At 62.4% G+C, this 26,607-nt stretch carries 25 protein-coding genes; 9 read left to right on the top strand and 16 right to left on the bottom strand.

Features of this window, described 5'->3' with window-relative positions:
- Window positions 1–2: 2 nt before the first annotated feature.
- Window positions 3–2,183 (bottom strand): AsmA family protein, encoded by a 2,181-nt coding sequence (locus C8D92_RS10385; protein WP_116919324.1) that lies wholly within the window; start codon window positions 2,181–2,183, stop codon window positions 3–5.
- Window positions 2,184–2,445: 262 nt separating this feature from the next.
- On the opposite strand from C8D92_RS10385, the gene C8D92_RS10380 reads away from it, so the two are divergent.
- The 5 genes from C8D92_RS10380 (at window position 2,446) to hisF (ending at window position 5,830) form a co-directional block, all read left to right on the top strand.
- Window positions 2,446–2,907 (top strand): SRPBCC family protein, encoded by a 462-nt coding sequence (locus C8D92_RS10380; RefSeq protein ID WP_095610375.1) that lies wholly within the window; start codon window positions 2,446–2,448, stop codon window positions 2,905–2,907.
- 84 nt (window positions 2,908–2,991) lie between these two features.
- Entirely contained in the window at window positions 2,992–3,585 is a 594-nt protein-coding gene (hisB, locus tag C8D92_RS10375) for an imidazoleglycerol-phosphate dehydratase HisB (protein WP_095610376.1), read from the top strand.
- Between the two features lie 61 nt (window positions 3,586–3,646).
- Window positions 3,647–4,291 carry an imidazole glycerol phosphate synthase subunit HisH gene (gene hisH / locus C8D92_RS10370; RefSeq protein WP_095610377.1) on the top strand — a complete coding sequence of 215 codons (645 nt, stop codon included), beginning with the start codon at window positions 3,647–3,649 and terminating at the stop codon, window positions 4,289–4,291.
- Window positions 4,292–4,316: 25 nt separating this feature from the next.
- Complete coding sequence (gene hisA, locus C8D92_RS10365; RefSeq protein WP_095610378.1) at window positions 4,317–5,060, top strand: 1-(5-phosphoribosyl)-5-[(5-phosphoribosylamino)methylideneamino]imidazole-4-carboxamide isomerase; 744 nt, start codon at window positions 4,317–4,319, stop codon at window positions 5,058–5,060.
- Window positions 5,057–5,830: an imidazole glycerol phosphate synthase subunit HisF gene (gene hisF, locus C8D92_RS10360; protein ID WP_095610379.1), complete on the top strand. Its 774-nt coding sequence runs from the start codon at window positions 5,057–5,059 to the stop codon at window positions 5,828–5,830. The genes hisA and hisF overlap by 4 nt, the downstream gene beginning before the upstream one ends.
- Window positions 5,831–6,048: 218 nt before the next feature.
- On the opposite strand, the gene C8D92_RS10355 is transcribed toward hisF, so the two are convergent.
- From C8D92_RS10355 to gpmI, 4 genes are all read right to left on the bottom strand, one after another.
- Complete coding sequence (locus C8D92_RS10355) at window positions 6,049–6,876, bottom strand: divergent polysaccharide deacetylase family protein (protein ID WP_409456166.1); 828 nt, start codon at window positions 6,874–6,876, stop codon at window positions 6,049–6,051.
- A gap of 8 nt (window positions 6,877–6,884) precedes the next feature.
- Window positions 6,885–8,306, bottom strand: coding sequence for a S41 family peptidase (locus C8D92_RS10350; protein ID WP_095610380.1), 1,422 nt, complete (start codon window positions 8,304–8,306; stop codon window positions 6,885–6,887).
- Between the two features lie 140 nt (window positions 8,307–8,446).
- Complete coding sequence (locus tag C8D92_RS10345) at window positions 8,447–9,604, bottom strand: murein hydrolase activator EnvC family protein (RefSeq protein ID WP_116919323.1); 1,158 nt, start codon at window positions 9,602–9,604, stop codon at window positions 8,447–8,449.
- 17 nt (window positions 9,605–9,621) lie between these two features.
- Complete coding sequence (gpmI, locus tag C8D92_RS10340; RefSeq protein ID WP_095610382.1) at window positions 9,622–11,169, bottom strand: 2,3-bisphosphoglycerate-independent phosphoglycerate mutase; 1,548 nt, start codon at window positions 11,167–11,169, stop codon at window positions 9,622–9,624.
- 150 nt (window positions 11,170–11,319) lie between these two features.
- Here gpmI and C8D92_RS10335 point away from each other — a divergent pair, with 150 nt between their 5' ends.
- Window positions 11,320–11,739: a rhodanese-like domain-containing protein gene (locus tag C8D92_RS10335; protein ID WP_095610383.1), complete on the top strand. Its 420-nt coding sequence runs from the start codon at window positions 11,320–11,322 to the stop codon at window positions 11,737–11,739.
- A 134-nt stretch (window positions 11,740–11,873) separates the two neighbouring features.
- Window positions 11,874–12,371 (top strand): protein-export chaperone SecB, encoded by a 498-nt coding sequence (secB, locus tag C8D92_RS10330; protein WP_095610384.1) that lies wholly within the window; start codon window positions 11,874–11,876, stop codon window positions 12,369–12,371.
- A 135-nt stretch (window positions 12,372–12,506) separates the two neighbouring features.
- Here secB and trmL read toward each other — a convergent pair whose 3' ends face one another.
- The 5 genes from trmL to traF all read right to left on the bottom strand — a co-directional run bounded on the left by trmL (window position 12,507) and on the right by traF (window position 19,411).
- Window positions 12,507–12,971, bottom strand: a complete 465-nt coding sequence (gene trmL, locus C8D92_RS10325; RefSeq protein WP_116919322.1) for a tRNA (uridine(34)/cytosine(34)/5-carboxymethylaminomethyluridine(34)-2'-O)-methyltransferase TrmL — start codon at window positions 12,969–12,971, stop codon at window positions 12,507–12,509.
- Window positions 12,971–14,149, bottom strand: a complete 1,179-nt coding sequence (locus C8D92_RS10320) for an acetyl-CoA C-acetyltransferase (protein ID WP_095610386.1) — start codon at window positions 14,147–14,149, stop codon at window positions 12,971–12,973. Before C8D92_RS10320 ends, trmL begins: the two co-directional genes overlap by 1 nt.
- Before the next feature lie 65 nt (window positions 14,150–14,214).
- Entirely contained in the window at window positions 14,215–15,339 is a 1,125-nt protein-coding gene (locus C8D92_RS10315; RefSeq protein WP_095610387.1) for a tRNA nucleotidyltransferase/poly(A) polymerase-related protein, read from the bottom strand.
- Window positions 15,340–15,407: 68 nt separating this feature from the next.
- The gene (locus tag C8D92_RS10310) at window positions 15,408–18,071 is read right to left on the bottom strand and encodes an EAL domain-containing protein (protein WP_133243125.1); all 2,664 of its coding nucleotides are present in this window, start codon (window positions 18,069–18,071) and stop codon (window positions 15,408–15,410) included.
- Window positions 18,072–18,157: 86 nt separating this feature from the next.
- Window positions 18,158–19,411: a conjugal transfer protein TraF gene (traF, locus tag C8D92_RS10305; protein ID WP_243402423.1), complete on the bottom strand. Its 1,254-nt coding sequence runs from the start codon at window positions 19,409–19,411 to the stop codon at window positions 18,158–18,160.
- A gap of 483 nt (window positions 19,412–19,894) precedes the next feature.
- Here traF and C8D92_RS10300 point away from each other — a divergent pair, with 483 nt between their 5' ends.
- Both C8D92_RS10300 and C8D92_RS10295 read left to right on the top strand, forming a co-directional pair.
- The gene (locus C8D92_RS10300) at window positions 19,895–20,428 is read left to right on the top strand and encodes an LPP20 family lipoprotein (RefSeq protein ID WP_095610389.1); all 534 of its coding nucleotides are present in this window, start codon (window positions 19,895–19,897) and stop codon (window positions 20,426–20,428) included.
- A gap of 3 nt (window positions 20,429–20,431) precedes the next feature.
- Window positions 20,432–21,622 (top strand): flagellar assembly protein T N-terminal domain-containing protein, encoded by a 1,191-nt coding sequence (locus C8D92_RS10295; RefSeq protein WP_095610390.1) that lies wholly within the window; start codon window positions 20,432–20,434, stop codon window positions 21,620–21,622.
- Window positions 21,623–21,859: 237 nt separating this feature from the next.
- Here C8D92_RS10295 and C8D92_RS10290 read toward each other — a convergent pair whose 3' ends face one another.
- From C8D92_RS10290 to sufC, 6 genes are read right to left on the bottom strand one after another with little or no spacing between them, the layout of a single operon-like run.
- On the bottom strand, window positions 21,860–22,321 hold the full coding sequence (locus C8D92_RS10290) for a SufE family protein (RefSeq protein ID WP_095610391.1): 462 nt from the start codon (window positions 22,319–22,321) through the stop codon (window positions 21,860–21,862).
- Window positions 22,321–22,863, bottom strand: a complete 543-nt coding sequence (sufT, locus tag C8D92_RS10285; protein WP_095610392.1) for a putative Fe-S cluster assembly protein SufT — start codon at window positions 22,861–22,863, stop codon at window positions 22,321–22,323. Before sufT ends, C8D92_RS10290 begins: the two co-directional genes overlap by 1 nt.
- 8 nt (window positions 22,864–22,871) lie before the next feature.
- Complete coding sequence (locus C8D92_RS10280) at window positions 22,872–23,228, bottom strand: HesB/IscA family protein (RefSeq protein ID WP_095610393.1); 357 nt, start codon at window positions 23,226–23,228, stop codon at window positions 22,872–22,874.
- A gap of 13 nt (window positions 23,229–23,241) precedes the next feature.
- On the bottom strand, window positions 23,242–24,489 hold the full coding sequence (locus C8D92_RS10275) for a cysteine desulfurase (RefSeq protein ID WP_095610394.1): 1,248 nt from the start codon (window positions 24,487–24,489) through the stop codon (window positions 23,242–23,244).
- 5 nt (window positions 24,490–24,494) lie between these two features.
- Window positions 24,495–25,781: a Fe-S cluster assembly protein SufD gene (sufD, locus tag C8D92_RS10270; protein ID WP_116919321.1), complete on the bottom strand. Its 1,287-nt coding sequence runs from the start codon at window positions 25,779–25,781 to the stop codon at window positions 24,495–24,497.
- Between the two features lie 12 nt (window positions 25,782–25,793).
- Window positions 25,794–26,561 carry a Fe-S cluster assembly ATPase SufC gene (gene sufC / locus C8D92_RS10265; RefSeq protein WP_095610396.1) on the bottom strand — a complete coding sequence of 256 codons (768 nt, stop codon included), beginning with the start codon at window positions 26,559–26,561 and terminating at the stop codon, window positions 25,794–25,796.
- Window positions 26,562–26,607 lie beyond the last annotated feature (46 nt).

Below are 26,607 nucleotides of genomic sequence, written 5' to 3'. Positions count from 1 at the left end.
CGTCAGAACAGGTTCTTCAGTTTGTCGCCGACTTCATCGCCCAGCTTTTCCTTGATCGTTTCCTCGGCCTTTTTCTTCGCTTTTTCCTTGGCCTTGTCGACTTCTTCTTTGGCTTTCTGCTTCGCGGCGTTGGCGGCCATGTCCTTCAGGGTGTCGCGGAAGCGTGAGCCGTCGAAGGAGCACAGCGCGGCGGGATCACCGGCCAGATCGCCGCGGCATTCGACGGGGATGACGGTCCCTTCCACGTACTTCGTGACGCGGCAGGCTTCGTCCCGGTGGATCTCACCAACCACGCGCAGGCCGGCCTCATAGTCGAGCACCCGTTCCTTCGCGTCCACCGTGCCTTTCCCGCCCAGCTTCATGCCGGCGAGGGCAGCGGTCAGATCGTTGTTGGTGAGGGTGTTGCCGTCAATGGTGAATCGCCCGCTCATGTCATTGAAGGGTGTCTTGTCGCCCCAGTCGTTGGTGCTGAGGCTTTCCTGATTGGCCATGGCAATGCCCTGGCAGGCCAGGTGAGTCAGGTTCATGCCCCGGAAGGCGCCCTTGTCCAGGTTGAAGTCGATGGTGCCGGCCACGTTGTTGCGCAGGGTGGCGATGCGGTTGCCGCGTGTGGTGATGTCGGCACTGATGTTGGCGCCGCCTTCCAGCATGTCGACTTCCGCCAGATCGATCAGCAGCGGCAGGATCTGGACGTTTTTCGTGCGCTCTGTGATGGTCCACTTGGGATTATCCGAGCGGGCATCGAGCTTGGCCTGGAGGTTAAAGCTGCCGTCATACAGATCGCCGGAAACCGGTTTGACGTTGACCAAGCCGTTGTCGGCGGTCACCACGGCCTTGAGATTGGAGATGGTCAGGCCACTGGCGATCAGTTCGTCCAGGCCCAGGTCGATGTCCAGTGCCAGCGAGCGGATGGTTTCCAGTGGCAGCAGGTCGGATTCCTCGGTCTGGCCGGTCGATGCCGTGTCTGAGGAGGCGGTTTCCTCGTCGCTTGGTGCGTTTTCCTCACCCTCCTTCTTCGGCGGCAGGTAGCGATCCACGTTCAGGCTGTTGCCCTGGAGTGTGAGGTTGATGCCGGTGTTGGCGAGCGTCAGGCCGGCGTCGCCCTGGAACTGTGTGTCGTCCAGCGTCAGCAACAGGTCGCTCAGGCGGATGACGCCCGGCTTGCCGCCGATGGTCGTGGAGAAGGCGGCGGCATTGAGCACGTCCGGATCACGGGTCTCGATGGCGGGCAGGCCCATGGTGTCCATCGTGTCGCGAATTGAGAACTCGGCAAGGTCGATGTTGCCGGAAAGCTGCGGTTCGGCGCCGAAGCCCTTCACGTCCAGGTTGGCGGTCAGTTCCAGGTTGGCAAAGGTGGCCACCAGTTCGGAGAGGCTGGCGGTTTCGGTGTCGAGATTCGCGCTGGCTTTACCGGCAATGCCGGCGGTGACGGTGTTGCCATTGAAGGGCGCACCGGTCAGATCAAACTCGCCGTCCAGGTCGTTCAGGGTGAAGGCGTTCAGGGCCTCGTTGGCAGACAGCGCTGCGCTGAGCTGGCCATTCACGGTCAGCTCCGGTTGATTCGTGGCGACGCGGAAGCCCAGTTCCAGCGGGAAAGTCTTACCAAGCGCGATATCCCGGGCGGTCACGCTGACGTTCTCAAGGGTCAGTGACTGGCCCGTGGTTTCGTCCGAGTAATGCAGGCGGGCGTTGTCGATCAGCACCTCTTCGACGCTGAAGGCGAGCGGCTCGCCGCCGCCAGCGGATGTGGGCTCTGCCGGTTCGCTTTCCGGGGTGGCGGTCTCGTCCGGCTCACCCTCGGGCATGATCCGGGTCCAGTTCCCTTGCCCTTCCTTGTTTTTGACCAGGTGCGCATCCAGCCCGCTCAGGGCGAAGGTGTGAACGGCCGGCGACATGGTGATCAGCGACCACAGGCTGACCCGCGCTTCCAGGCGGTCCAGCGCGACCAGGCGCCTGTCGTCGAGCTTCGCTTCCACGTCGTTGATTTCCAGCCCGATCGGCATGAAGGACCAGCCGATGTCCCCGGTCAGGATCAGGTCGAGGTTGGTGCTCTCCTCGACGGCGTTCTCGATCTGCGGTTTGTAGTCGTTGGGGTTGATCACGGCCACGGCGATGCCGACGGCGATGACCAGCAACAGGAACAGGGCGGCAATCGCGATCAGGGCGTAGCGAAGCGCTTTCATAGCGTGGGCATCCTTTTAAATGAATCCATGTTGGGCGTGGTGCCCTGTCTGGCTCAGTCGGCCAACGAATTGGCCAGACAGGGCACCAGCATAATGCACAGGCTCGCGGGGCGGCCAGAACCACCGCATGACGGTTTGTTGAACCGCCACTGTCTGAACGAGTGTCGCCATGAAGAAGGTTCCCATTGACGCGTAGGGCGAGTGCGGTAGCCTTGAGGTTCCTCAACAAAGACAATAACGATCAGAGACGAAGGAGTCTGCGGTGGCGATTACCATCACGATTGAATTGAACCGCGAGCTGGATCTGCCGGCCGGTTACGACGACGTATTTGACCTGCTGGCGGACGTGCCAAAATCCGCTGCGCACTTTCCCAAGCTGCATGAAATGGTCGATCTTGGCGACAACACCTACCGCTGGGAGATGGAGAAGATTGGCGTGGACCGCCACTCCATCCAGTCCATCTATGCCTGCCGGTATCAGGACGACCGGGATGCCGGGCGCATCACCTGGGAACCGGTGAAGGGCGAGGGCAACGGGTTGGTGCAGGGGAGCTGGACGCTCAAAAAGAAGAGCGACAGCGAGACTCACGTCGTCTTTCGCACGAATGCGGAACTGACCCTGCCACTGCCGGGGATGCTCAAGCTGGCCATCAGCCCTGTCGTGAAACACCAGTTCAATGACCTGGTGGACCAGTACATGGAGAATCTCAAAAAGGCGTTCTGATCGGCCCGCGTTGAGCGACGCACGATGAGAATTGCCGCCAGAATCGGTATACTGTGCGCCTGATCTGGCATTTCTGGAGTCACCATGGCCGAACGCAAGGCAGAGGTCGAGCGTAATACGCTGGAAACCCGCATCACTGCGAGCATCAATCTCGATGGCACGGGGCAGTCGTCGTTCAAAACCGGCGTGCCGTTCCTTGAGCACATGATGGATCAGATTGCCCGGCATGGCCTGGTGGATCTGGACATCCGTGCCGAGGGCGACCTGCACATCGATGACCACCACACGGTGGAGGACATCGGCATCACGCTGGGTCAGGCGTTTGCCAAGGCCGTTGGTGACAAGAAGGGCATCTACCGCTACGGCCACGCCTACGTGCCGCTGGACGAAGCGCTGTCCCGCGTGGTGATCGACCTGTCCGGCCGTCCCGGCCTGCACATGGACGTTCCGTTTACCCGCGCCTCGGTCGGCGGCTTCGACGTGGACCTGTTTGAGGAGTTCTTCCACGGTTTCGTGAATCACTCCATGACGACCGTCCACATCGACAACCTCAAGGGCAAGAACAGCCACCACCAGATCGAAACGGTGTTCAAGGCGTTCGGCCGGGCCCTGCGCATGGCCGTCGAGCAGGACGAGCGCATGGCCGGCGTGATTGCCTCGACCAAGGGTGCCCTCTGAGGGCGCCCCATTCACCCGACAACCTCTGACCCATTCAACCAATAACCTCTAAAGAGTCTCCATGGCGACATCCACCATTGCCATCATCGACTACGGCATGGGCAACCTGCATTCGGCCAGCAAGGCGCTGGAACACGTGGCGCCGGACCAGCGCGTGCTGGTGACCGATCAAGCCGATGACGTGCGCCAGGCCGACCGGGTGGTGCTGCCCGGCGTCGGCGCGATCCGTGACTGCATGGCCGAAATCCGCCGTCAGGGCGTGGACGAACTGGTGCGTGAAGTGGCCGCCGACCGGCCGCTGCTGGGCATCTGCGTGGGCATGCAGGCACTGATGGCGCGCAGCGAGGAGAATGGCGGCGTCGATGGCATCGGCCTGTTCCCGGCAGAGGTCCGCTATTTCGGCGACCATCTCGAAGAGGAGGGCCAGCGGCTCAAGGTGCCCCACATGGGCTGGAACCGGGTCTGGCAGACGCGCGATCACCCGCTGTGGAATGACATCGACGACGGTGAACGCTTCTACTTCGTGCACAGCTATTACGCCGAGGCAGAGGGCAATGACGCCATGGTGGGCCGTGCCCGTTATGGCGTGGACGTCGCGGCGGCCGTGGCGCGCGAGAATATCTTCGCGGTCCAGTTCCACCCGGAAAAGAGCCACCGCGCCGGCCTGCAACTGCTGAAGAACTTTGCCCACTGGTCCGGTCACTGACACAACCTGATAACCGAGTTCCCCAATGCTGATTATTCCCGCGATTGATCTTAAAGACGGCCACTGCGTTCGGCTTCGCCAGGGCCGTATGGATGACTCCACCGTGTTTTCCGAGAACCCGGTGGACGTCGCCGCCCGCTGGGTTGAGGCGGGTGCCCGTCGGCTGCACCTTGTGGACCTGAACGGGGCGTTTGCCGGCGAGCCGGTCAATGGTGCGATCGTCCGCGAGATTGCCCGCGCGTATCCGGATCTGCCGATACAGATTGGCGGGGGCATCCGCTCTGGCGAGACCATTGAGGCCTATCTCAAAGCCGGCGTCCAATGGGTCATCATCGGTACCAAGGCCGTCAAGGAGCCGGATTTTGTCACCCGCATGTGCAAGGAATTCCCGGGCCATATCATCGTCGGGCTGGATGCACAGGACGGTCGGGTCGCCACGGATGGCTGGGCCGAAGTGTCCGAGATAAAGGCGACGGATCTGGCCAGCCGGTTTGCCTCCGACGGCGTGTCCTCGATTGTGTACACCGACATCAGCCGGGACGGCATGATGCAGGGCGTGAACGTCGAGCAGACCGCTGCGTTGGCGGAAGGATGCGGCCTGCCGGTCATCGCCTCCGGCGGCATTACCGACATGAACGACATCCAGCGTTTGAACGCCGTCGCGGACCGGGGCATTCTCGGCGCCATCACGGGCCGCGCGATCTACGAAGGCTCACTGGACGTGGCCGAGGCGCAGCGCTGGTGCGACGAGCAGGAGACAGGCGCATGACCGTCGCCAAACGCATCATTCCCTGCCTCGATGTGGACAAGGGTCGTGTCGTGAAGGGCGTGAACTTCGTCGACATCCGCGATGCCGGCGACCCGGTCGAGGTGGCTCGCAAGTACAACGAGCAGGGCGCGGACGAAATCACGTTCCTGGACATCACCGCCAGTCATGAGAGCCGGGACACCACTTACGAGACGGTCGAGCGCATGGCCAGCCAGGTGTTCATTCCGCTGACCGTCGGCGGTGGCGTGCGCACGGTGGAGGACATCCGCAAGCTGCTCAACGCCGGTGCCGACAAGGTGTCGATCAACACGGCGGCGGTGTTTAACCCGGAATTCGTGCGCGAGGCGGCTGAGCGCTTCGGGCGTCAGTGCATCGTCGTGGCGCTGGACGCCAAGCAGGTCAGCGAAGACGGCGAGCCGCTGCGCTGGGAGATCTTCACCCATGGCGGTCGCAAGCCCACCGGGCTGGATGCGGTCGAGTGGGCGCAGAAGATGGTCGACCTGGGCGCGGGTGAGCTGCTGCTGACCAGTATGGACCGGGACGGCACCAAGGCCGGCTTCAACATCGGCCTGACCCGCGCGGTCAGCGACGCCGTCTCCGTCCCCGTCATCGCGTCAGGGGGTGTCGGCACGCTCCAGCACCTGGTCGATGGCATCAAAGACGGCCACGCCGACGCCGTCCTCGCCGCCTCCATCTTCCACTTCGGCGAACACACCATCCCCGAAGCCAAGCGATTCATGGCGGAGCAGGGGATTGAGGTGAGGGAGTGAGGTGAGGTGTTTTTGCCGCGGAATCCGCGGAAAACAATGAGTAGCAAGTTGAAAGTGGCAAGTGCTTGATCCCCGGCTCGTTTCTCATGGGGGCTGAAGAGCTTGTCTTTATCCCGCCCGCTGTCCCTTCTTGTAACTTGCGACTTTTAACTTGTAACTAAAGTGGCCGCCCGCAGGGCGATTTCCGCGTTCTTCCGCGCCTTTCCGCGGCGAATCGATCACTCGTCCTTCTTCGCCAACGCCGGTGCGACGGCCTGCTTTTCGCCTTCCACAAACATCCGCCGATTGTCGTGCCGCATGGCCCAGAGGCTGCTGACGGTGGCGACGGCGATGCCTTGCTGGTCCAGTTCCGGCAGGTGTTTCTCCAGATAATCCACAGTGACCTTGTGCGGATGCCCGATGGCGATGGCGGTGCCATTGCGCCGGGCCGTGGCGATCAGTTTCTGGAACTGGGCATCGACGTACTCGGTGGTGGTCTTATGGTCGAGGAAGACGTCCCGGCTCAGGTGGGGAATCCGCCGGTCGCGGGCGGCGTCGGCGGCAACAGAGCTGGCAATGGTGCGACTGTCGACGAAGTAGAGCGGGTAACGGTCGAGTTCCGACATGATCCAGCGCATGGGGGCGAGCTGCTGCGTCAACAGGCTGCCCATATGGTTGTTGACGCCTTTGACGTGGGGGATGGCCTTTAGCGCCCGGCGCAAGGTGCCGGTGATACCGTGCTCGCCCATGCCCGCTTCCAGCCCGCCCGGGCCAAGCGACAGACGGCGGGTGTTCGCCATGGGGGCGTGGAGCATGATTTCCTTGCGGTTGGCGTGGGCCGACTTGGCCAGTGCCCGGGTATGGCGGCGGTAGGGCAGGAAGGCGAGCGTCAGGGGCTGATCCATTTCGATCAGTCGCCGGCCCTGGGTGATGTTATTCCCCATGTCATCGATGATGATCGCGATGGTTGGCGGTGGCCCCTCGCCACCGGCCTGCGCGCCGATACTCGACAGCGCCAGTAGCAGGCCGGTCGCCAGAGACCGGAGCCGCGTTGATCGTCGCGTCACCGCCCGGCTCACTCCGTGCTGACTCCCTTTTTCTCGCCAAGAATGTTCAGCCCCTGAAGCAGGTTGAGGGCACTCTGGAGCTGGAAGTCCCGCTCCAGCAGCGAGGCCTCTTTCCGGTCCTCGTCTTGTTCCTGCGACGGGTCACTGTTTGCCGGTTTGTCCTCAGGCGCTTCGCCTTCGAGATGGCCGCTCAGGTCCGCCTCGGTGAAGAAGGGCTGGCTGTCCAGCTCAGTCAGTTTCGCGGGGCGCACGACCACATCGGGATGGATGCCCTTGGCCTGGATCGAGCGCCCGTCCGGTGTGTAGTAGCGGGCCGTGGTAAGTTTGATCGCGTGGGTTTCGTCCAGTGGCATGATGGTCTGGACGGAGCCCTTGCCGAACGACTCGGTACCCATGATGACGGCGCGGTCGTGGTCCTGCAGCGCACCGGCGAGGATTTCAGAGGCCGAGGCGGAACCGCCGTTGATCAGCACGACGATCGGGGTGCCGTTGGTCTCGTCGCCCGGTTCGGCGTTGAAGCGCAACTTGGAACTCTTGATGCGGCCTTCGGTGTAGACCACCAGCCCGCCATCGAGCAGCGCGTCGGCGGATTCCACAGCGGCCTGCAGGACGCCGCCCGGGTTATTGCGCAGGTCGATGATCAGGCCATCGAGCTGGCCGTCGTTCTTCGACTCGAGTTCGTCAATGGTCTTCACAAAGTCCTTGCCCGTGTCGGCCTGGAACTGGGTGACACGCAGGTACCCGTACCCCGGCTGAAGCATGCGGGAACGGATGCTGGTGACCTGGATGACGTCACGCTTGACGGTAATCTCCAGCGGTTTGCTGCGTGATTCCCGCACGATGGTGAGCGTGAGCTCGGTGCCGGGCTTGCCGCGCATGATGTTGACGGCTTCCTCCAGGTTCATGCCCTTCACCGGTTGGTCGCCGAGTTTGACGATGGTGTCGCCCGCCTGCACGCCGGCCTTCTGTGCCGGGGTGCCGTCGATGGGCGCGATCACTTTGACGAAGCCGTTCTCCATGCCGACTTCGATGCCAAGCCCGCCGAACTCGCCGCTGGTGCTTTCTTCAAGCTCCTCATAGGCCTTGGGCGCGAGGTAGGCCGAATGCGGGTCCAGACCGGACAGCATGCCCTTGATCGCATTCTCCAGCAGAGTGCGGTCGTCGACTTCCTCCACGTAGGCCTCGCGGATGCGGCCGAACACCTCGGTGAACTGGCGCAGATCCTTCAGTGGAAGCTGCTTTTCCGGGTCCGGCAGGTCGACTTCCACGGTCTTCCCGTCGGCTGTCTCCTGAATCAGCGTGTTGCCGTCGTCCTTCTTGCCACCGGTGGCTTCGGGAACCTCGGGTTCCGCGGCGTGGGTGGCAACGGGCACGGCCAGCACCAGGCTGGTGGCAAGGAGTGCAGAAGCGGTCAGTCGGGCAATCGTCATTGTCGTCATGTTGTATTGGTCGAAGCCTTCGAGTGGGTTCGGTACCGCTGAACCCGGAGGATTTCCGGCGCAACGGATGTCACAAGTATGCCGCCTGCAACGGGTTTTGTCAGTCCGGACCGTGCAGGACTGTTACTGGTTCACTGTTTCAGCCAGCTTTCCGGGTCCACAGGCCGGCCGCCCTGGCGAATCTCGAAATACACACGCGGCGTGTCGTCTGCGTCACCATTGCCGGCAATCGCGATGGTTTCGCCCGCCCGGACCCAATCGCCTGGCGACTTGAGCAGACTTGAGTTGTTGCCGTACAGGCTCATGAAGCCATCACCATGATCGATGATGGTCATCAGGCCAAATCCGCGCAGCCAGTTCGAGAACACCACCCGGCCATAATGCACGGCTGAGACGTTGGCCTCCCGGCGGGTCTCGATCGCCAGACCGTTCTGGCGCAGGCGCCCTTCATGGAGGCTCTCGCCGTAGTGGCTGATGACGCGTCCGTCGACCGGCCAGGGCAGCTCGTTGCGCCGGGATTTGAACGGTGCGGCGTCGGTGGGCGCGGAGAGGTTCGCGACGGCTTCCTGAACGTCCCGGAGCAGCTCTTCGAGCCGTTCACGGTCCGCGACCAGTTGCTCACGGCGGGAGCGTTTCTCCTCAATATCGGATTCCAGCAGGGCCAGCGTGCGCTGACGCTTGTCCTGCGCGTTCTGAAGGTGCGTTTGTTGCCGGGCAAGCTCGCGCTCCGAATCCCGCAGCGAGGCCTTGGCGCGGCGTGCCTGCCGCCGGGTGGTCTCGAGCTGTTCGAGCGTGCGGTTAAAGTCGTCGATCTGCCCCAGGGTGTGCTGGCTGATGTGCTGGTGGTAGGTCATCAGCCGGGCCAGTTTCTGGGGGTCGCTCTCGTTGAGCAGGACCTTGAGGGCAGGGGCATCCCCGGTCATCCAGGCGGCCCGCAGCTGAGCGGCGAGTTGTTCGCGGCGATTGTCCAGCTCACGGCTCAGTCGGCGTTCCTTCGCTTCCAGCGTTTCCAGCCGGTCCTGCTGCTCACGGATGCGGCGGCGCAGATCCCGGCGTTCGCGTTTGAGATCGCTGATGCGGCGCTCGGCGGTGGCGAGCGCCTCCTCGAGTTCTGACCGGTCCTGCCGGGCGTCGTTCAGCCAGTCGTCGATGTCTGCGATCTTTTCCTTGAGCGCTTCGATCTTCTCGGGAGAGACATCCGGCGCAGCGAGGGACGCACCGGACGCTCCCAGCGCCAGTGACGCGCCCAGAACCCACCGGCGCAGTGTCGCGCCGGTGATGCGATTCATCCCACTGCGCACCCGGATCAGTTGAGTGTGACCAGGGAGTGTCCGGTCATCTCCCCGGGCTTTTCCAGGCCCATGAGCGTGAGCAGTGACGGCGCGACATCGCTGAGACTGCCATCGTCGTGAAGCGTGACCGGGCGATGGCCGAGGTAGATCAGCGGCACCGGGCCGGTGGTGTGCGCGGTGTGCTGCTGGCCGGTTTCCGGGTCGGACATCTGCTCGCAGTTGCCGTGGTCCGCGGTGATCAGCGCCTCGCCCTGAACCTCTTCCAGCGCGGCGGCAATCTGGCTGAGACTCTGATCCACGGTTTCCGCTGCCGTGACGGCCGCTTCCAAGCTGCCGGTGTGGCCCACCATGTCGCCGTTGGCGTAGTTGCAGACCACCAGGTCGTACTTCTGGCTGCGGATGGCCTCGCACAGCTTCTCCGTCACCTCGGGGGCACTCATCTCCGGCTGGAGGTCGTAAGTGGCCACTTTCGGGGAAGGCACCAGGATGCGGTCTTCACCCTCGTACGGGGTCTCACGGCCGCCGCTGAAAAAGAAGGTGACGTGGGCGTACTTCTCGGTCTCGGCAATGCGAAGCTGGGTCTTGTGCTGGGACTGCATGTACTCGCCCAGTGTGTTCACAAGTGTTTCCGGCGGGTAGGCGCAGGCCGTGTCGATGTCCGCGGAATACTCGGTGAGCATGACGAATTCGGCCAGCTTCGGGTGCTTGTCACGCGTGAAGCCGTCGAAATCGTCCTCGACGAACACGCGGGTCATCTCGCGGGCCCGGTCGGCACGGAAGTTCATGTACAGCACCGAGTCACCATCCTGGATGGTGGCGTCCGCATCGCCATCGGCCTGGATGCGGGTGGCGCGCACGAACTCGTCGTTCTCGTCCCGCTCGTAGGCGGCGTTCAGGCCCTCGACGGCGGAACTGGCGGCATAGGGGGCGTCGCCGGTGGTGAGGAGGTTATAGGCTTCTTCGACCCGCTCCCAGCGGTTATCCCGGTCCATGGCGTAGTAGCGGCCCACGATGGAGGCAATGCGGCCCACGCCGAGTTCCTTCAGTCGGGCGTCGACCTTCACCAGTGAGGCTTCGGCACTGCGCGGTGGCATGTCGCGGCCGTCCAGGAACGCGTGGACGTGGACGGTTTTTGCGCCCCGGGCGACGGCCATCTCCGCCGCGGCAATGATGTGGTCCTCGTGGGAATGAACGCCCCCCGGTGACATCAGGCCCATCAGGTGCACGGTGCGGTCGTTCGCAACGGCCTTGTCGACGGCCGCGGCCAGCACCGGATTTTCAGCAAAGCGACCGTCTTCGATGTCCTTGTCGATGCGCGTCAGGCTCTGGTACACGACCCGACCGGCGCCGAGATTCATGTGACCCACCTCGGAGTTCCCCATCTGGCCGCTGGGCAGGCCGACGAACATGCCGGAGGTGTTGATCAGCGTCTTCGGCTGCTCCTGCCAGATACGGTCATAGAATGGTGTATTGGCCGAGCTGATGGCGTTGTCCTCGCTCGGGTCACGGTGACCCCAGCCGTCGAGAATAATCAGTGCCGTCGTCTTGCGCGATTCAGTCATGGTGTTGTCCGGTCGGTCATGAACGGGTTTAGAAACTGGACCGCAATTTTAACGGTTTTGGGCGCTTGCGGCTATGTGCCGCGGTTTCTGTGGCCTCCCCGCCGTGTGTATAATCTCACCCTCTTTTCACTTCGTGTTTAAGGCCCAACCATGGAACAGCTGTTCGAATTCGTCACCAATCACTACATTCTGGTGTCCGCTTTTGTGGTGCTGCTGGTGGCGGTGATTTTTGTGGAAACCCAACGGGGTGGCAAGAAGGTCAGCCCGCAGGAGGCGGTGAACCGGATCAATCGTGATGAGGCCGTGATTCTGGATGTCCGCGAGAAGAAGGAATACTCGGAAGGGCACATCAACGGCGCGATCCACATGCCGCTGTCGACCCTCAAGGATCGGATGGATGAGTTGAAGAAAGAGGGCGAGAAGCAGATCATCGTCACGGATAAGATGGGCCAGCATTCAGCGACCGCGGTCAAGCAGCTGGTGGCCGCCGGCTACCAGAATGTGGTGCGGATGAACGGCGGTATCGCCGAGTGGAAAGGGGCGAATCTGCCGCTGAAAAAGAAGAAGTAACCGGTGCCGTTGGTCGGCCTGCGCTTGAATCGCGGTGGTAACTGACGCACGGTTTCACAATACGGTGATGATGTTTGGGGTAGAGTAGCGGATCTGTACCGACATCATCCGATGACACAACAAAGGAACGAACCATGGCTGAGAACGATCAGGCAGCTGCCGGAAACGAACAGAATCAGGAAAACCAACCGCAGTTTGCGCTGCAGCGGATCTACATCAAGGACCTGTCCTTCGAGTCGCCGAACTCGCCGACGGTGTTTCAGGAGCAGTGGAAGCCGCAGGTCAATCTGGACCTGAACACCAGCCACACCCAGATCAGCGAGAACCAGTACGAAGTCGTTCTGTCCCTGACGCTGACCGCGAAGGCGGAAGAACAGGTGGCCTACATTGTTGAGATCCAGCAGGCGGGTGTGTTCATGGTGAAGAACATCGAAGGCGCCCAACTGGGCCAGATGCTCGGCGCCTACTGCCCGAACGTGCTGTTCCCGTATGCCCGTGAAAGCATCGACAACATCGTCAACAAGGGCAGCTTCCCGGCGCTGATGCTCGCACCGGTCAACTTCGACGCCATCTACCAGCAGGCGCTCAAGCGCAAGCAGGAAGAAGCGGCTGGCGAAGAGCAGGCGCACTGATCCGGGGTTAGCCACGGAATCCACGGAAAAACACGGAAATACCCTTCGGGCGAGATTTAGAACGGTTCTTTTTCCGTGTTCTTCCGTGGATTCTGTGGCTCAACCTCTATTCTTTTATCGACCTCTCTTTTCACGCTATACCCCGCCCTCAAACCCGTTCTGCCGCCAGGCTTCATAGGTCACGATCGCCGCGACGTTGGCCAGGTTCAGGCTGCGCCGGTCGGGCAGCATGGGCAGGCGGATGCATCCATTCTCTCCCAGTCGATCCAGCACCGGGTCGGGCAGGCCACGGGTTTCCGGGCCGAGCATCAGGTAGTCGCCGGGCTGATACCGAATTTCGTGGTAGTGGCGTTGGCCTTTCGTGGTGAGGCCGAACAGGCGCGTGGGCTGCTCCGCCTGCAGGAAGGATTCGAAGTCGTCGTGGACGTTGAGGTGGGCGTATTCGCTGTAGTCGAGTCCGGCCCGGCGCATCTGGCGGTCCTCAAGCGTGAACCCGAGGGGCCGGATCAGATGCAGCCGGAAGCCGGTGTTGGCGCAGAGCCGGATGATGTTGCCGGTGTTCGGCGGAATCTCCGGCTCGTAGAGCACCAGGTCGAGCATCAGCGCTCGACCGCGAGGGCGACACCCATGCCGCCGCCGATGCACAGGGTTGCCAGACCCTTCTGCACGTCACGGCGCTTCATCTCGTGCAGCAGCGTCACCAGAATGCGGCAGCCGGAGGCGCCGATGGGGTGACCCAGGGCGATGGCGCCGCCGTTGACGTTCACCCGGTCCGTGTCCCAGCCCAGATCCCGGTTCACGGAGATCGCCTGGGCCGCAAATGCCTCGTTGGCTTCCACCAGATCCACGTCCGAGACCGCCCATCCGGCCCGTTCCAGGCAGCGGCGCGTGGCGGGAATCGGACCGGTGCCCATGATTTGCGGGTCGACGCCGGCGTTGGCATGGGCCCGGATCGTCGCCAGCGGCGTCAGTCCCAGTTCCTGTGCTTTCTCCGCGCTACAGACGACCACCGCTGCCGCCCCATCGTTCAGCGAGGAGGCATTGCCCGGGGTGACAGAGCCGTCCTTCTTGAATGCGGGCTTGAGCTTGGCCAGGCTCTCGGCGGTCACGCCCTCGCGGGGGCACTCATCCCGGTCCACCACCAACGGGTCGCCCTTGCGCTGCGGGATGGTGATGGGAACGATCTGCTCGTCAAAGTGGCCGGCCTCACGCGCAGCCGCGGCCTTCTGTTGGGAGCTGGCCGCAAAGGCGTCCTGCTCATCACGGCTGATGTCGTACTTCGAGACAATGTTCTCGGCGGTCACGCCCATGTGGTAATCATTGAACGCGTCCCAGAGGCCGTCTTTGACCATGGTGTCGACCATCTTCCAGTCGCCCATCTTCTGGCCGTTCCGGCTGTTGGGCAGCGCGTGCGGTGCCTGGCTCATGCTTTCCTGGCCGCCGGCGATCATCAGCTCGGCGTCGCCGCAGCGGATTGCCTGGACGGCCATGTGCACGGCTTTCAGGCCGGAGCCACAGACCTTGTTGATGGTCATTGCCGGCACGCTCTCCGGCAGGCCGGCGTTGATGGCCGCCTGGCGTGCCGGGTTCTGGCCGGCCGCCGCCGTCAGGACCTGGCCGAGAATCACCTCATTGACCTGATCTCCGGCGATGCCCGTCTCTTCCAGCAGTGACTGGATGACGGCAGTGCCGAGTTTGTCCGCGGACTGGCTGGCGAGGCTTCCGCCAAAGGCGCCGATGGCCGTCCGGCGAGCGGCGGCAATCACAACGTCACGCATGGGAATGCTCCTGTGTCGAAAAATGACTGTGGGCGGATTGTACCATTGCGAGGCGGGCGTCCCGATCACCGCTCGGCAAGGGCCTGCTCAATCCGGCGTCGTTTCTCCCGGCTGATGGCCTTGCCCAGCTCCGCTCCCCGGTAACCCTCGGCCATGAGTGTCTGGGGGTCGACCTGTCGGGCCCTGGCCGATGCGTCCCGGATGACCGCGACCGGGCTGGTGCGGCCCATGGCCGTCGCAATGGCGTCGGCTGCCGTCAGCAGTCCTTCGAAGCGCTCCGGTCGTCGCCAGGCATCACAGCTGTCCATCAGCCTCTGAAGCGCGTCAGCGGTCAGATCATTCGTTCCGGTCAGCAGATCCCGATGCCTGGCCACCAGCCCGGTCAGGTCGCGGCAGTCGTTGGGCGCGCGGAGCTGGTCCACCCGTGCGGTCAGGGCCTCGGCATCGTCGGTTGGTGCGAGCAGGGCCGCGAGCCGGACTGCCGTGTCATCGCTACGATCAGCGGCGGCCAGCAGTGCTTGCAGCGCCAGCGGTTGTCTCGTGTCGTCGAGAGCCCGGGCCAGTGACGGAATAATCCGGGCCAGCGCGCCGCAGTGGTGGAGAACCCGGAAATAGACATCCGGTGCCTTCTCGTGCAGTGCGCGACGTGTTTCCTGCCAGATGCGTTCCGGGACCAGATGGTCGACCTCTCCGGAGGTGACCATGGACGCCATCAGGCGCTGAGTATTGTCGGCCACCCGGAAGCCCAGCGGATGAAAGCGGGCGGCGAACCGGGCCGTCCGCAGAATGCGAAGCGGGTCTTCCTCAAAGGCCGGAGAGACATGGCGCAGGCACCGGTCGGCGAGATCCTGCTGGCCACCGAAGGGGTCGATCACTGTGCCGTCGGTATCCTGTGCCATCGCGTTGATGGTCAGATCCCGGCGGCGCAGATCCTCTTCCAGTGTGACGTCCGGCTCGCTGTGGATGGTGAATCCGTGGTAGCCGTGCCCCTGTTTGCGCTCTGTCCGGGCCAGAGCGTACTCCTCATGGGTGTCCGGGTGCAGGAAGACGGGAAAGTCCGCCCCGACCGGACGGAACCCTTGAGTCTCCATTTCCTGGGGTGTCGCGCCGACCACGACCCAGTCCCGGTCCGTGACCGGTCGGCCCAGGAGGGCGTCACGAACGGCGCCGCCCACGAGATAGGTGTGCATGACGTTCCTCGTTGCTGTGGGAATGGAGGCGTATTATCCCCGGGTGGGTGTGGCGCTCCAAGGGGGGCTCACTCCGTCGCTCTCCGGGTTTTTTGGTGTAGCAGCTGTTTACCCCGGTGGTGCTGTTCGAGCCATTCCAGCAACTGGTCTTCAGGGAGCGGTGCGGACAGGTAGTACCCCTGGGCACCGTCACAGCCCATGGCCGTCAGTTGGTCCAGTACGGACTGGGTTTCCACCCCTTCGGCCACGACCTGATAGCCCAGGTCGTGACACAGGTTGACGGTGGCACGGACGATGGTGGCGTCGCCCTCGTTGGCGTCCATGTACATGACGAACGACCGGTCGATCTTGATCTCGTCGACCGGCAGACGACGGAGGTAGGACAGGGAGGAATGGCCGGTGCCGAAGTCATCGATCGACAGACTGATGCCGTGATCCCGGAGCTCACTGAGGACCGCGAGGGAACGCAGTGGTTCCTCCATGGCCGCGGTCTCGGTGACCTCCAGCTTGAGGCGGGTTGCTGCCATCCGGTGAGCATCCAGCAGATTCAGCACATCCCGGATGAACTCCGGGTCCCGCAGGTTCACGGCGGAGATGTTGATGGAGACCGTCAGGCTGTCATCCACCTCATTCAGCCGCTCGCAGAATCGTAGCGCCTCGTCAAGCACCCAGCGGGTCAGTGGGCGGATCAGGCCCGTGCGTTCGGCCACCGGGATGAATTCGTCCGGTGGAATCGGTCCGCGTCGTCCGTGTGGCCAGCGCACGAGGGCTTCGAAGCCGCTGACAAGGCCGCTTTCCAGATGACGTTGTGGCTGCAGATGCAGCGAGAGCTCATTGCGTCGGATCGCCTCGCGGAGGTCGGTCATCAACGTCAGCCGGTCCGGGCTGTAGGGGTTCATGACCGGGTCGTACATGGTGGCGAAGGTGTCCAGATTGCCGGCATGATCCAGTGCAATCGCCGACTCGCGCAGCAGTGACTGGACATCGTCCGTGATCGTGGTGGCGAAGCTGCACCCCACGGAAAACGGCATCTCCAGCGACAGTCCCATGAAGTCGATGGGCTGGCGAAGCGGGTCCGTGGCGCTTTGGACCCGTTCCAGCAGTCGCGTGCGGCTATGACCGCGAGTGAGTAGGGCGAAGGTGCTGCTGTCCACCTGAGAGACTGAGAAATGACCGTAGGGGCCGCGCTCGATGACGGACACTTCATCGGTCCGCACGGCACGTTCGTTGAGCCGCCTTGCGAAACGGGCCAGGAGCTGTTCGGCGTGCTCGTATCCCAGAGTCTTGTAGATTTCCTCAAAATCGTGAATCTGAAGTTTGAAAACGCCAATCAATTCGGGCGGTTTCAAGCTCTCCAGATTGTTCTGCAGTGCACGCTCGAACATCCCCCGGTTGGGCAGGCCGGTGATTTCATTGTGGCTGGCGGCCCGGTATAGCGCAGCCTCTGCGGATTTCTGCTGTTCCATGGCCTCGGCCTGATGCTGGCGGGCCTGGAAGTAGGCGACACGTTGTCGGTTGAAGCGAACGGCAAGCGCCAGCGAAAACAGAACGGCCTGGAGCGTTGTGCCGATCGGAATGCTGTGTTGAACGATCTCGAGGTTGGGGATGACGCCGACCTTACTCAGGCCTGTGGCCAGTATTCCAACCACCATCAGGGCCCACGCGAACGAAAACAGGCGGATCTCGGTTTCTCTCTGGCGAAAGAGCATGAGCCCCGCCATCAGGTTGATGGTTGCGACCGGGATGCCGATCAACACGGACAGGCGTGTTGAAATGGCATAAGGGAGAATGAACGCGCCGAGCACACAGAGCCCTGAACCGATGGTCATGACCTGAAGCAGTCGGTGCATTTTCGGATGGCTTTGTTGCAGCTTCAGAAAACTGCTGTTGAACAGGCAGAGTGCCAGCAGGAACAACGGAACCACGACCAGAGTCGCCTCGTTATTCAGCCAGGGAACCTCCGGATAGAAGTGCTGATAGCTGAAGCCGGTAATGGTCATGACCAGAGCCAGCACTGAGAGTACAAGAAACACGTAACTCAGGTGAGCAGGTTCCCGACTCGACATGAACAGGAATAGATTGAATGCAGCGAACACGATGAGCATGCCGTAGAAAACGCTGCGCCAGATGAGCGTGATTTCGCGGTCGGCGTAGTACGCCTCCTCCTGCCATAACTTCAGTGGTGCCTGAACCGATCCATCGGTTCGGATTCGCAGATACGTGTGAGTGTCACTGTCGGGTGGAATTGTGACGGGGAACACGAAATCCGGTTGGGGAAGTGGGCGCTGTGAAAACGGCTGGGTATCGCCGGTAACGGCCTGATCCAGCATGAATCCACGCCGCATATGATAGAACTCGATGTGGTCCAGCAATGGGTATTCAAGCTGTATCAGTCGTTTGACGGGGCGATCATACGGGTTGCGCAGTATCAGACGAACCCAATGGCCACTGCGGTCATAGCCCGCGTTGATGCCGTGCGGTGGTAGTTGCCAGGCTGAGGCAGGCTGGCGCCGGACTTGATCGATGTTGAACGGGGCGGGCTCGACGAACAGGGCAACGCGCCCCGCTAAATCCAGCTCACCGCGGTCCTCGGACACCGTGACAACGGGCAGGGTTGTGTCGCTGACAGACGGCAGCGGGGTCGCCAGCAGGCAAAGAAAGACCAGCATCCGGCACGCGGATGTGAACAGATGGTCCGTGGTCTCGTCAGCGCCAAAGCGTCCATTGAGCATGGGGTAGGCACCACCGATCAATCATGTTGTTCTGGTTTTGATACTGTCAACGTGCGACATCCCTGTCGCATTGTCAAAGCGAACGATCAGAAGGCGGTACCAAGCTCGATAGAAGCGCCTTTCTCGGTGTCGCTGATCAGGCCGGCGAGTTCGAGGTGAGCGCCGAAGGGCGACAGGCCGATACCGAAAGTGGCTTGGGTATCCTCGGCAATGCCGTTGCTGTCGCCGTTGCTGGCCAGGTTATGACGAAGGCCAGCGCGCAGCTGGGCAAAACGCCAGGCGTCGAACTCGGCACCGAGTGCGAGCCACTGGGTGTCGTCCTCATAGCCGAACGCCTCATTTTTCGTCAGGTCCAGCTCGGCCGTGACCACATGGTGCTGGCCGATATGGGACACGCCCGTGGTGATCAGCGGGCCGACCTCCAGTGTGCGCTGCTGTTCCAGCAGGGGCTTGCTTCGGGCGGAATCGAGCTCCATTGGGACGAGGTTCTTCACCACAGCGCCGGCTTTCCACTGCTTCTGCTGGCCGAATGAGTAGGCCGCGCCGAGATCGACGTTCAGTCGGTTCTTTGTCGTTTCCGCGTCTTCGGCATCGAAGTTGTCATCATCGAAGCCCGAGACGGTCTCGGTGTACTGGAAGGTCCGCAACTGCACGAATTTAGGAGACACCCCCAGTTGGAGCTGCTCGCCGTTGCTGAGTTCGATGCTTCGGGCGAAGCTGATACCCGCTTCCGAGACTGCGGAGGCCAGTACCTTGCCTCGGGACTGCAGGTCCTGATCGAGATCTGCCGTTGCCAGCTCGGTCGGGGTGCCGTTCTCGAGTGTTGCCAGCAACGCTTCGTCGCTCTCATCGAATTCGCCGCGCGCGGTGGCTCTCAGGTTGCCGTTGGCAAAGAAGCCGACGGCGAAGTTCGGACTGGGCACGGCCAGAGCCAGCCCGAGACCGGCATCGACCCGGACCGTGTCCCGGTCAAACGCGTTGAGCTGGTCGCGGAGCTGACCGGCATTCTGGCGGGCCCCGGAAACGTTGTTGTTGGATTGCGCCTGTTGGAAGGCGTCGATGGTCTCCTGAATCCGGTCAATCTGGTCGACCGTTTCCTCATCGTCAGCGAACCGGGCGTTTACCGAGGGGAGCACCATCGCAAAGTCATCGCTCCACTCGTGGTGGTTGGCGGCCAGCATGGCCGGGTTCGAGGTGCCTGCCCCTCCCGGGTGGGCAATGGCGACACCGGTGCCCCCCATGGCGAACGAGCGCGCGCTGGAAAAGGCCTGAGGACCGGCCAGGGCGGTCGAGGCACAGAGGGTCAGGCTAACGGCGGTGGTGAGGGGAAGTCGTCTCATGAACGGAGCGTCTCCTGTTGGGTGTTGGTCGGGCTTGCTGTCATTCGTCAGAATAGCTCACAGGAGGCGGCATGATGCCTCCGGTGCGGTAACGGTCTGTGGTTTTCTGTAAAAGCGTCGGGCCTTCTCCGTCTCGCGCCGGGAGCGACCTGCGGGTTCCCGGTAGCGGCAGTTTCTTGCCGGTCAGGCCGCCAGGGTGGCAGAGCATGACGGCCTTTTGGCTGGTGAACAGCGAGTGTCTCGTCCGGTTCATTCGCTGACCGACTGCGTACCTGTGACGGTTTTGGGCAAGGCGTCAGTCCGCAGGCGGGGCCACACTCCCCGTCAAGGGCTGACAACGCCGCTCCAGAGTCGTCAGCGGCGCGCCCTCAGGAGGCTTAGTCAGTCAGCGAATGGACCGGACGAGACACGAATGATCGGTTCTGGCGCGATTTTTTCATGGTTGCTCCCCAGAGGCCTTCAAAGCGATGTCGGAGACAGGACATGAAACGAGTGGCAATCACCCTGACGGGGCTGTGCCTGGTGCTGGCTGGATGCACTGGGTTCCAGCGCAATCAGCAGACCGCCGAACCGGTAGCCATGGAGCCGATCACGGTTCGAGTGAGCGGTTACGGCACCTATGAGGACGTGCGCAAGGATCGTCTGAATACGCGCAAGCGACTGCAGGCGCGTCGGGCCTCCAAGCTCGATGCCTTCCGCAATCTTGCCGAGCGCGTTTATGGGACGGTGATTCAGGGCAACTCCACGGTGCAGGACTTCGTGCTCCAGAATGACCGGTTTCGGGCCTATGTCGACAGCTACATCCGGGGCGCCAGGCTGGTGGCGGTCAATGAACACAGCGACGGTGTTGTGGAGTCCGTCATGGAGCTCAAGCTGGAACCGCGCTTTCGTGAGTGTGTCGCCCGGACCAGCGATGACAATGTGAAAGACAAATGCCCGATTCCCATGCCCCGCGGTAATGACAGTCAGGGCGATGTGCATAGCGAGAGCGTCGATTCCCTCTACTACCTGGAGTAACGAATGATCCGGACACTGGTGTGGCTCTGCCTGCTGATGATCGCCTGGCCTGCATCGGCCCAGTGGGTTCGTGGCACCGGCGAAGCTGCCATTGAGAACGGCAATGTCGCGGAAGCCCGGGAAAAGGCCCGTGAGGCGGCTCTTCGGGACGCGGCGTTGAAGCGCGAAGCGACCATCAGCAGCCAGGACACGATGAAGGATGGCCGTCTGACCGAATCCCGGCTGACGGTGTCGGCGCAGGCTCGGGCCCGTCACGTTCAGGTGATCCGCGAGGAGCGGGAAGGTGGGGTTCTGCGCCTGACTATCGAGGCCGATCTGACCGGGCAGGGACAGTGCGAGGCCAACGACGCCTATCGCATGCAGAAGCGGGTCGCCGTCACGGGTTTTCCCGTCGCCGAGCCGGACCAGGGGCGGGTCGGGCGACTTGAGGATGCCGGTCGGGTGGTGTCGGCGCGTCTGGGCCGTGCGTTGCAGGCCGAAGGCCGGGTTCAGGTTCTGAATGCCCATCGCATGCAGTTGTTCGGCAATGTCGGTAATGCGCCGACGCACCAACGTTTCGATAACAGCCTGTCTAATGTCGTGAACGTGGCCCGGGAGCTGGATGCCCAGTTTGTCGTCGCGGGCGTGATCCGGGACATGAGTCTGGTCGAGCCGGACGCCTGGGGCACCTCTGTGCTGGACCAGATGCAGCGCGGCATTGGGCTGGCGGACACACGGCGTCGGTTTGTGGTCGATCTGATGGTCTATGACGGCTACAGCGGCTCACCGGTCTACCAGGAGCGCCTGTCGCGCGTGGCTGACTGGGACGAGGGCATTAATGTCAGTGAGGGATTGGGTTCCGATGCGCTGCGGAATACGGACTATGGGCGCGTGGTTGCCGGTGCCGTCGAGGCGATGGGCAGCGCCGTCCAGCAGTCACTGGCCTGTCAGCCGTTCATCACCCGGATCCGCCGGGTGGACGGTCGCCAGGTCCAACTGTCATCGGGCGCCACGGCCGGCCTGCGTCCGGGGGACAAGCTGCACCTCTACCGGAGCTTCCGCTACAGCGATCAGCCGGATGCCATGCCGGAGCTGAGGGACACCGGCCGCATCATGTCCGTGAACAATGTTCATCCGAACTTCAGCAGCGGTGTGATGAACGCTCAGGGCGGGCAGGTGAACCTGCAGCAGGATGATGTGGCGATTATTTGGTGAGGGTGATTTTATTGGCCACGGAAGGACACTGAAAACACGGAAAAGCGCGCTTTGGGCGGTACAGAAAGGTCTGAAAGTTTTAAAGTCTGAAGGTCTTAAAGGTGCTAAGGCACGTGTCTCAAGGCCCCCTTTTTCGCCTTAAGACTTTCCAGCTTTAAGACCTTAAAACCCTTTTCCCTGTCTTTCCGTGGCAACCACTCAATCTCTTTTCTTCCGCGTCCTTCCGCAGCGACGTCATCAAGCGGCCGCTTCCGCGGCAACCCCCCGGATCTGGGTGATCATCGCCCGCAGACCATTCCCCCGGGTCGGGGAAATGTGGCGGAACAGGTCGAGCTGTTCGAACAGGGTGTCCAGGTCGACGTCCAGCAGATCTTGCGGCGTCCGCGCGTTGAGCGCGACAAGGATGATGGCGGCGAGGCCGCGCACAATCATGGCGTCGCTATCGATCAGCAGGAAGAGTTTGCCGGTATCCGGATCAACGTGGTGGATCAGCCAGACCTGGCTCTGGCAGCCGTGGACGTAGTTGTCCTCGACCTTCTCTGATTCGGGAAACGTCGGCAGCTGTCGTCCCAGGTCAATGATGTAGGCATAGCGCTCTTCCCAGTCGTCCAGGAATTCGAAGCCTTCCACCACATCGTCAATGGTGACCTTCTGGCCGAGCGGGTTATTAATGAAAGAGTCGGCGACAGCGTCGGTCATTACAGCATCCCCAGTTCCAGTTTCGCCTCGTCGGTGAGCATTTCGCTATCCCACGGCGGATCAAACGTGAGCTCCACCTCGACCCGGTCCACATTGGGAACGTGCTCGATCTTGCGCTTGACGTCTTCAGTAATGACCGGGCCCATGCCGCAACCGGGCGCGGTCAGGGTCATGCGTACGAACACCTCGTTGCCCTTCTCAGCGTCGTTGGTGACGTGGCACTCGTAAATCAGGCCAAGATCGACGACGTTGACCGGAATTTCCGGGTCATAGCACTCGCGCATCGCTTCCCAGACCTGGCTTTCGTTGATCGTGCCGTCTTCCGGAGTCTCGTAGTTGCTCTCGGGCGGTTCCTTGCCGAGCGCGTCAGCATCGTGACCTTCGACGCGCGCCAGATTGCCGTTGACGGCCACGCTGAACGTGCCGCCCAGCGACTGGGTGATCGTGACGAAGGTATCCGAAGGAATCCAGATCAGAGTGCCATCCGGCACCAGCCGTGCTTCGACGTCACGCTTGGTCAGTACAACTTCCCGTTCCTTCATTGTCCGTCCTAGGCGACTGTGAAGCTCTCGCCGCAGCCGCACTCAGCGGTCGCGTTCGGATTTCGGAAGTGGAACATATAGTTCAGTCCCTCCCGGATAAAATCGATCTCTGTGCCGCTGACCAGCGGCAACACACTGCGATCGACGTAAACGGCCACGTCGTCGACGCGGTAGATTTCATCGGAGTCGCTCTCTTCAGTGACCCACTCCGTCTCATACATGTAGCCGGAACAGCCGCTCTTTTTCACGACGAGCCGAATACCGTGGGCATCCGGCTTGCCGGCCAGCTGTTTGCGGATATGGCTGACGGCGGCATCGGTCAGCGTGACGCCACCGGCATTGGGATCAAAGGTTTCCGCAGTCATGACCTTTCCTCCGTTACTCGGCGAACAGGCGCTGAATCTTCTGCAGCGCCTGGAAAAGCTGTTCCACCTCGTCCAGCGTGTTGTAGAACGCGAAGGAGGCGCGCGCGGTGCCGGGCACCCCGTAGTAATCCATCAGCGGCATGGCGCAGTGATGGCCCGTGCGGATGGCGATGCCCTGCTGGTCCAGCAGTGTCCCGATATCGCTGGGGTGCAGTCCTTCCATTTTAAAGGACATTACGGGCACCTTGTGAGTGGCCGTGCCAATCACCGACAGTCCCGGTACCGTCTCTACCAGTTCGTTGGCCCTCTGGAGCAGTGCCTGCTCGGCGGTTTCCAGTGATTCGCGGGAGAACTGCCCCAGGTAATCAATGGCGGCGCCCAGTCCAACGGCCTCGGCAACCGGCGGTGTGCCGGCCTCGAACTTGTAGGGCAGCGTGTTCCAGGTGGTCTTCTCGAAGCTCACCCGTTCAATCATTTCACCCCCGCCCTGGAGTGGCGGCATGGCCTCCATCAGTGTCTCGCGGCCATACAGCACGCCGATGCCCGTCGGGCCGAACAGCTTGTGACCGGAGAAGACATAGAAATCGCATGCCAGCGCCTGAACATCCGGCTGGTAGTGGGGCACCGCCTGGGCGCCATCCACCACTGTGTACAGGCCACGCTCGCGGGCCTTTGTCAGCAGCCGCTCCAGCGGCACAACCGTGCCGAGCACGTTGGAGACGTGGGTGATCGCCAGGATCCGGGCCCGGTCGGAGGCAAGACGCCCATCGAACGACGATTCGTCGATCTCCCCGGCGGGCGTGATCTCGATGGGCCGGATCACCGCACCGGTGCGTTCGGCGATCATCTGCCAGGGCACGATGTTGGCGTGGTGCTCCATTCGGCTGACGAGGATCTCATCCCCTTCGGAGAGTGTTTCCGCCAGACCATTGGCCACCACGTTGATGGCCTCGGTCGTGCCGCGGGTCCAGATGACTTCGTTGGTGCTGCGCGCGTTCAGGAACGACCGGACCGTCTCCCGAGCGCCCTCGAACAGGGTAGTCGCCCGGTCACCGAGCGTGTGCGCGCCCCGGTGTACGTTCGAGTGGGACGTCCGGAAATAGTGATCCATGGCGTCCAGTACCGCCGTGGGCTTCTGCGCAGACGCACCATTATCCAGGTACACCAGGGGCTTGCCGTTCACTGTCTCGGACAGTATCGGGAAGTCCTGACGAATGCGCGTGATGTCCAGCGCTTTGCCGGCAGCGGCCAGGTCCGTCATGAGTTTCAGGCCTCCTCGAACGCTTGCTCGATGAACTGGTTGAGCCGGGCCTGGGTGGTTTGGCGAACCGCCTCGACCGGAATCTGCTCCACCAGCTCGTTGATGAATGCCATGGTCAGCAGCGTATTGGCATGCTGACGGCTGATGCCGCGTGACACGAGGTAGAACAATGACCTGTCGTCGAGCTGCCCAATGGTGGCGCCATGGGCACAGGTGACGTCGTCGGCGTAGATCTCCAGCTCCGGCTTGGCGTCGATCTCGGCACCGGTCGTGAGCAGGAGATTCTTGTTGTTCATGTCCGCGGCGGACTTCTGCGCATCCTCATGGATGTGGATACGACCGTTGAACACGATGTGTGACTCGTCCGCGGCAATGTTGCGATACGTCTCTTCGCTGTTGCAGTGCGGCGCGACGTGCTCAATCGTTGTGTGGTTATCGTAATGCTGCTTGCCCTGGCTGACGGCAACGCCGTTCAGCCGGCACTCCGCGCCGGGCTGCTCCAGGCGGACCTGCAGGTCGTGGCGCCGCAGTGGACCGCCAAAGCCGACGGTGTGGCTGTCCAGCCGGGCGTGCCCCAGCAGCCGGGCGCCGGTCGCACCGATGTGCTGGACGGAGTCGCCTTCCAGAGACAGCCGGATGCTGGTCAGGTTGGCGCCTTCCCCGAGGCTGAATTCGGTGACGCTGTCCACCAGTGCCGCATCGTCGCCGCTGGAGATGTACTCCTCAACCAGTGTCATCTGGCTGTTGGCTCCCACGTCGACATAGAGTCGCGGGTAGGCAGACCCACTGGCGCCGGCATCGGTCTCGATAATGACGTAAAGGGGCTCTTCCAGGACTGCGCCCGGTTTCAGGCGGATGTAGAGCCCGTCCTCGAAACGTGCGGCATTGAGTCGGGCCATCTGGATGGCCTGGTTATCGAGCGTGTTGTCCAGTCTTTCGGCGAGCTGACCGGCCGTGTCGTCGTCCAGATCGGCGAAGCTGCTGATCTCGATGCCATCCAGTTCCGGAAAATCACTGGCTTCCGGGACCACAACCCCGTTGTGAATCAGGATGTGCGGATGGTCGAGAGCCAGCCCCGGCCCGGCTTTGCGGCCGGACGGCAGGCTGTTGGCCAGCTCCTCTGTCAATTTCAGGTGCCGGCTGGAGTATTTCCAGTTCTCCGTCTTGCGAGTCGGCAGGGGCATGTCGACCAGCGCCTTACCGCGTTGCTGACGCAGGGTCAGAAGCGGCTCAGGCAGCTTGCCACCTGCCGGCTGCAGAAAAGCCGGAGAGAGAGTTGGTGCGGCTTTCATGAATCCCCTCCCTCAGTTGGCGGTGGCTTCTTCGTCATCGCTGACGCCCAGGCCAGCGTACCCGTGCTCTTCCAGTTCCTTTGCCAGCTCGCTGTCGCCCGACTTGACGATGCGACCGCCGGCCAGTACGTGCACCTTATCCGGCACAATGTGGTCCAGCAGGCGCTGGTAGTGGGTAATCATCAGGATCGCCCGGTCTTCGGAACGGAGCTCGTTCACCCCCTGCGCGACGGTTTTCAGGGCGTCGATGTCGAGGCCGGAATCCGTTTCATCGAGGATCGCCAGTCGCGGTTCCAGCAACAGGGCCTGCAGGATTTCGTTGCGCTTCTTCTCGCCGCCGGAAAACCCTTCGTTTACGCCACGCTTGAGGAAGGATGCGTCCAGATCTACCCGCTGAGTGATGTCCTTGGCCAGTTTCATGAAATCAACGGCGCTGAGTTCTTCCTTGCCCTGGTGAGCGCGATGTGCGTTCACGGCCGTGCGCAGGAACTGGAGGTTGCTGACCCCGGGAATCTCGACCGGGTACTGGAATGCCAGAAAGATGCCCGCCAGAGCGCGTTCTTCAGTTTCCAGCTCCAGCAGGTTTTTGCCATCCAGCAGGACCTCACCGCTGGTGACCTCGAACGTCTCGTTGCCGGCCAGCACCTGGGACAGTGTGCTCTTGCCGGAACCGTTCGGGCCCATGATGGCGTGGACCTCGCCCGGCTGGATGTCCAGGTTGATGCCCTTGAGGATTTCCTCGCCTTCCACTGCGGCGTGCAGGTTGCGAATGCTCAGCATGAATCGGGGTCTCTCTGTCTGAAATTCGGTGCGTGTTCGTGGTGGT

This window comes from Tamilnaduibacter salinus, from assembly GCF_003096655.1.
GTDB lineage: Bacteria > Pseudomonadota > Gammaproteobacteria > Pseudomonadales > Oleiphilaceae > Tamilnaduibacter > Tamilnaduibacter salinus.
This window is presented reverse-complemented; position numbering and strand designations above follow the sequence as displayed.

What these genes read in the sequence shown, in the direction of transcription:
- C8D92_RS10385 (WP_116919324.1), bottom strand. Translation starts at nt 2,183, where the DNA reads ATGAAAGCGCTTCGCTACGCCCTGATCGCGATTGCCGCCCTGTTCCTG.
- hisB (WP_095610376.1), top strand. Translation starts at nt 2,992, where the DNA reads ATGGCCGAACGCAAGGCAGAGGTCGAGCGTAATACGCTGGAAACCCGC.
- hisH (WP_095610377.1), top strand. Translation starts at nt 3,647, where the DNA reads ATGGCGACATCCACCATTGCCATCATCGACTACGGCATGGGCAACCTG.
- hisA (WP_095610378.1), top strand. Translation starts at nt 4,317, where the DNA reads ATGCTGATTATTCCCGCGATTGATCTTAAAGACGGCCACTGCGTTCGG.
- hisF (WP_095610379.1), top strand. Translation starts at nt 5,057, where the DNA reads ATGACCGTCGCCAAACGCATCATTCCCTGCCTCGATGTGGACAAGGGT.
- C8D92_RS10350 (WP_095610380.1), bottom strand. Translation starts at nt 8,306, where the DNA reads ATGACGATTGCCCGACTGACCGCTTCTGCACTCCTTGCCACCAGCCTG.
- C8D92_RS10345 (WP_116919323.1), bottom strand. Translation starts at nt 9,604, where the DNA reads ATGAATCGCATCACCGGCGCGACACTGCGCCGGTGGGTTCTGGGCGCG.
- gpmI (WP_095610382.1), bottom strand. Translation starts at nt 11,169, where the DNA reads ATGACTGAATCGCGCAAGACGACGGCACTGATTATTCTCGACGGCTGG.
- C8D92_RS10335 (WP_095610383.1), top strand. Translation starts at nt 11,320, where the DNA reads ATGGAACAGCTGTTCGAATTCGTCACCAATCACTACATTCTGGTGTCC.
- secB (WP_095610384.1), top strand. Translation starts at nt 11,874, where the DNA reads ATGGCTGAGAACGATCAGGCAGCTGCCGGAAACGAACAGAATCAGGAA.
- trmL (WP_116919322.1), bottom strand. Translation starts at nt 12,971, where the DNA reads ATGCTCGACCTGGTGCTCTACGAGCCGGAGATTCCGCCGAACACCGGC.
- C8D92_RS10320 (WP_095610386.1), bottom strand. Translation starts at nt 14,149, where the DNA reads ATGCGTGACGTTGTGATTGCCGCCGCTCGCCGGACGGCCATCGGCGCC.
- C8D92_RS10315 (WP_095610387.1), bottom strand. Translation starts at nt 15,339, where the DNA reads ATGCACACCTATCTCGTGGGCGGCGCCGTTCGTGACGCCCTCCTGGGC.
- C8D92_RS10310 (WP_133243125.1), bottom strand. Translation starts at nt 18,071, where the DNA reads ATGCTCAATGGACGCTTTGGCGCTGACGAGACCACGGACCATCTGTTC.
- traF (WP_243402423.1), bottom strand. Translation starts at nt 19,411, where the DNA reads ATGAGACGACTTCCCCTCACCACCGCCGTTAGCCTGACCCTCTGTGCC.
- C8D92_RS10300 (WP_095610389.1), top strand. Translation starts at nt 19,895, where the DNA reads ATGAAACGAGTGGCAATCACCCTGACGGGGCTGTGCCTGGTGCTGGCT.
- C8D92_RS10295 (WP_095610390.1), top strand. Translation starts at nt 20,432, where the DNA reads ATGATCCGGACACTGGTGTGGCTCTGCCTGCTGATGATCGCCTGGCCT.
- C8D92_RS10290 (WP_095610391.1), bottom strand. Translation starts at nt 22,321, where the DNA reads ATGACCGACGCTGTCGCCGACTCTTTCATTAATAACCCGCTCGGCCAG.
- sufT (WP_095610392.1), bottom strand. Translation starts at nt 22,863, where the DNA reads ATGAAGGAACGGGAAGTTGTACTGACCAAGCGTGACGTCGAAGCACGG.
- C8D92_RS10280 (WP_095610393.1), bottom strand. Translation starts at nt 23,228, where the DNA reads ATGACTGCGGAAACCTTTGATCCCAATGCCGGTGGCGTCACGCTGACC.
- C8D92_RS10275 (WP_095610394.1), bottom strand. Translation starts at nt 24,489, where the DNA reads ATGACGGACCTGGCCGCTGCCGGCAAAGCGCTGGACATCACGCGCATT.
- sufD (WP_116919321.1), bottom strand. Translation starts at nt 25,781, where the DNA reads ATGAAAGCCGCACCAACTCTCTCTCCGGCTTTTCTGCAGCCGGCAGGT.
- sufC (WP_095610396.1), bottom strand. Translation starts at nt 26,561, where the DNA reads ATGCTGAGCATTCGCAACCTGCACGCCGCAGTGGAAGGCGAGGAAATC.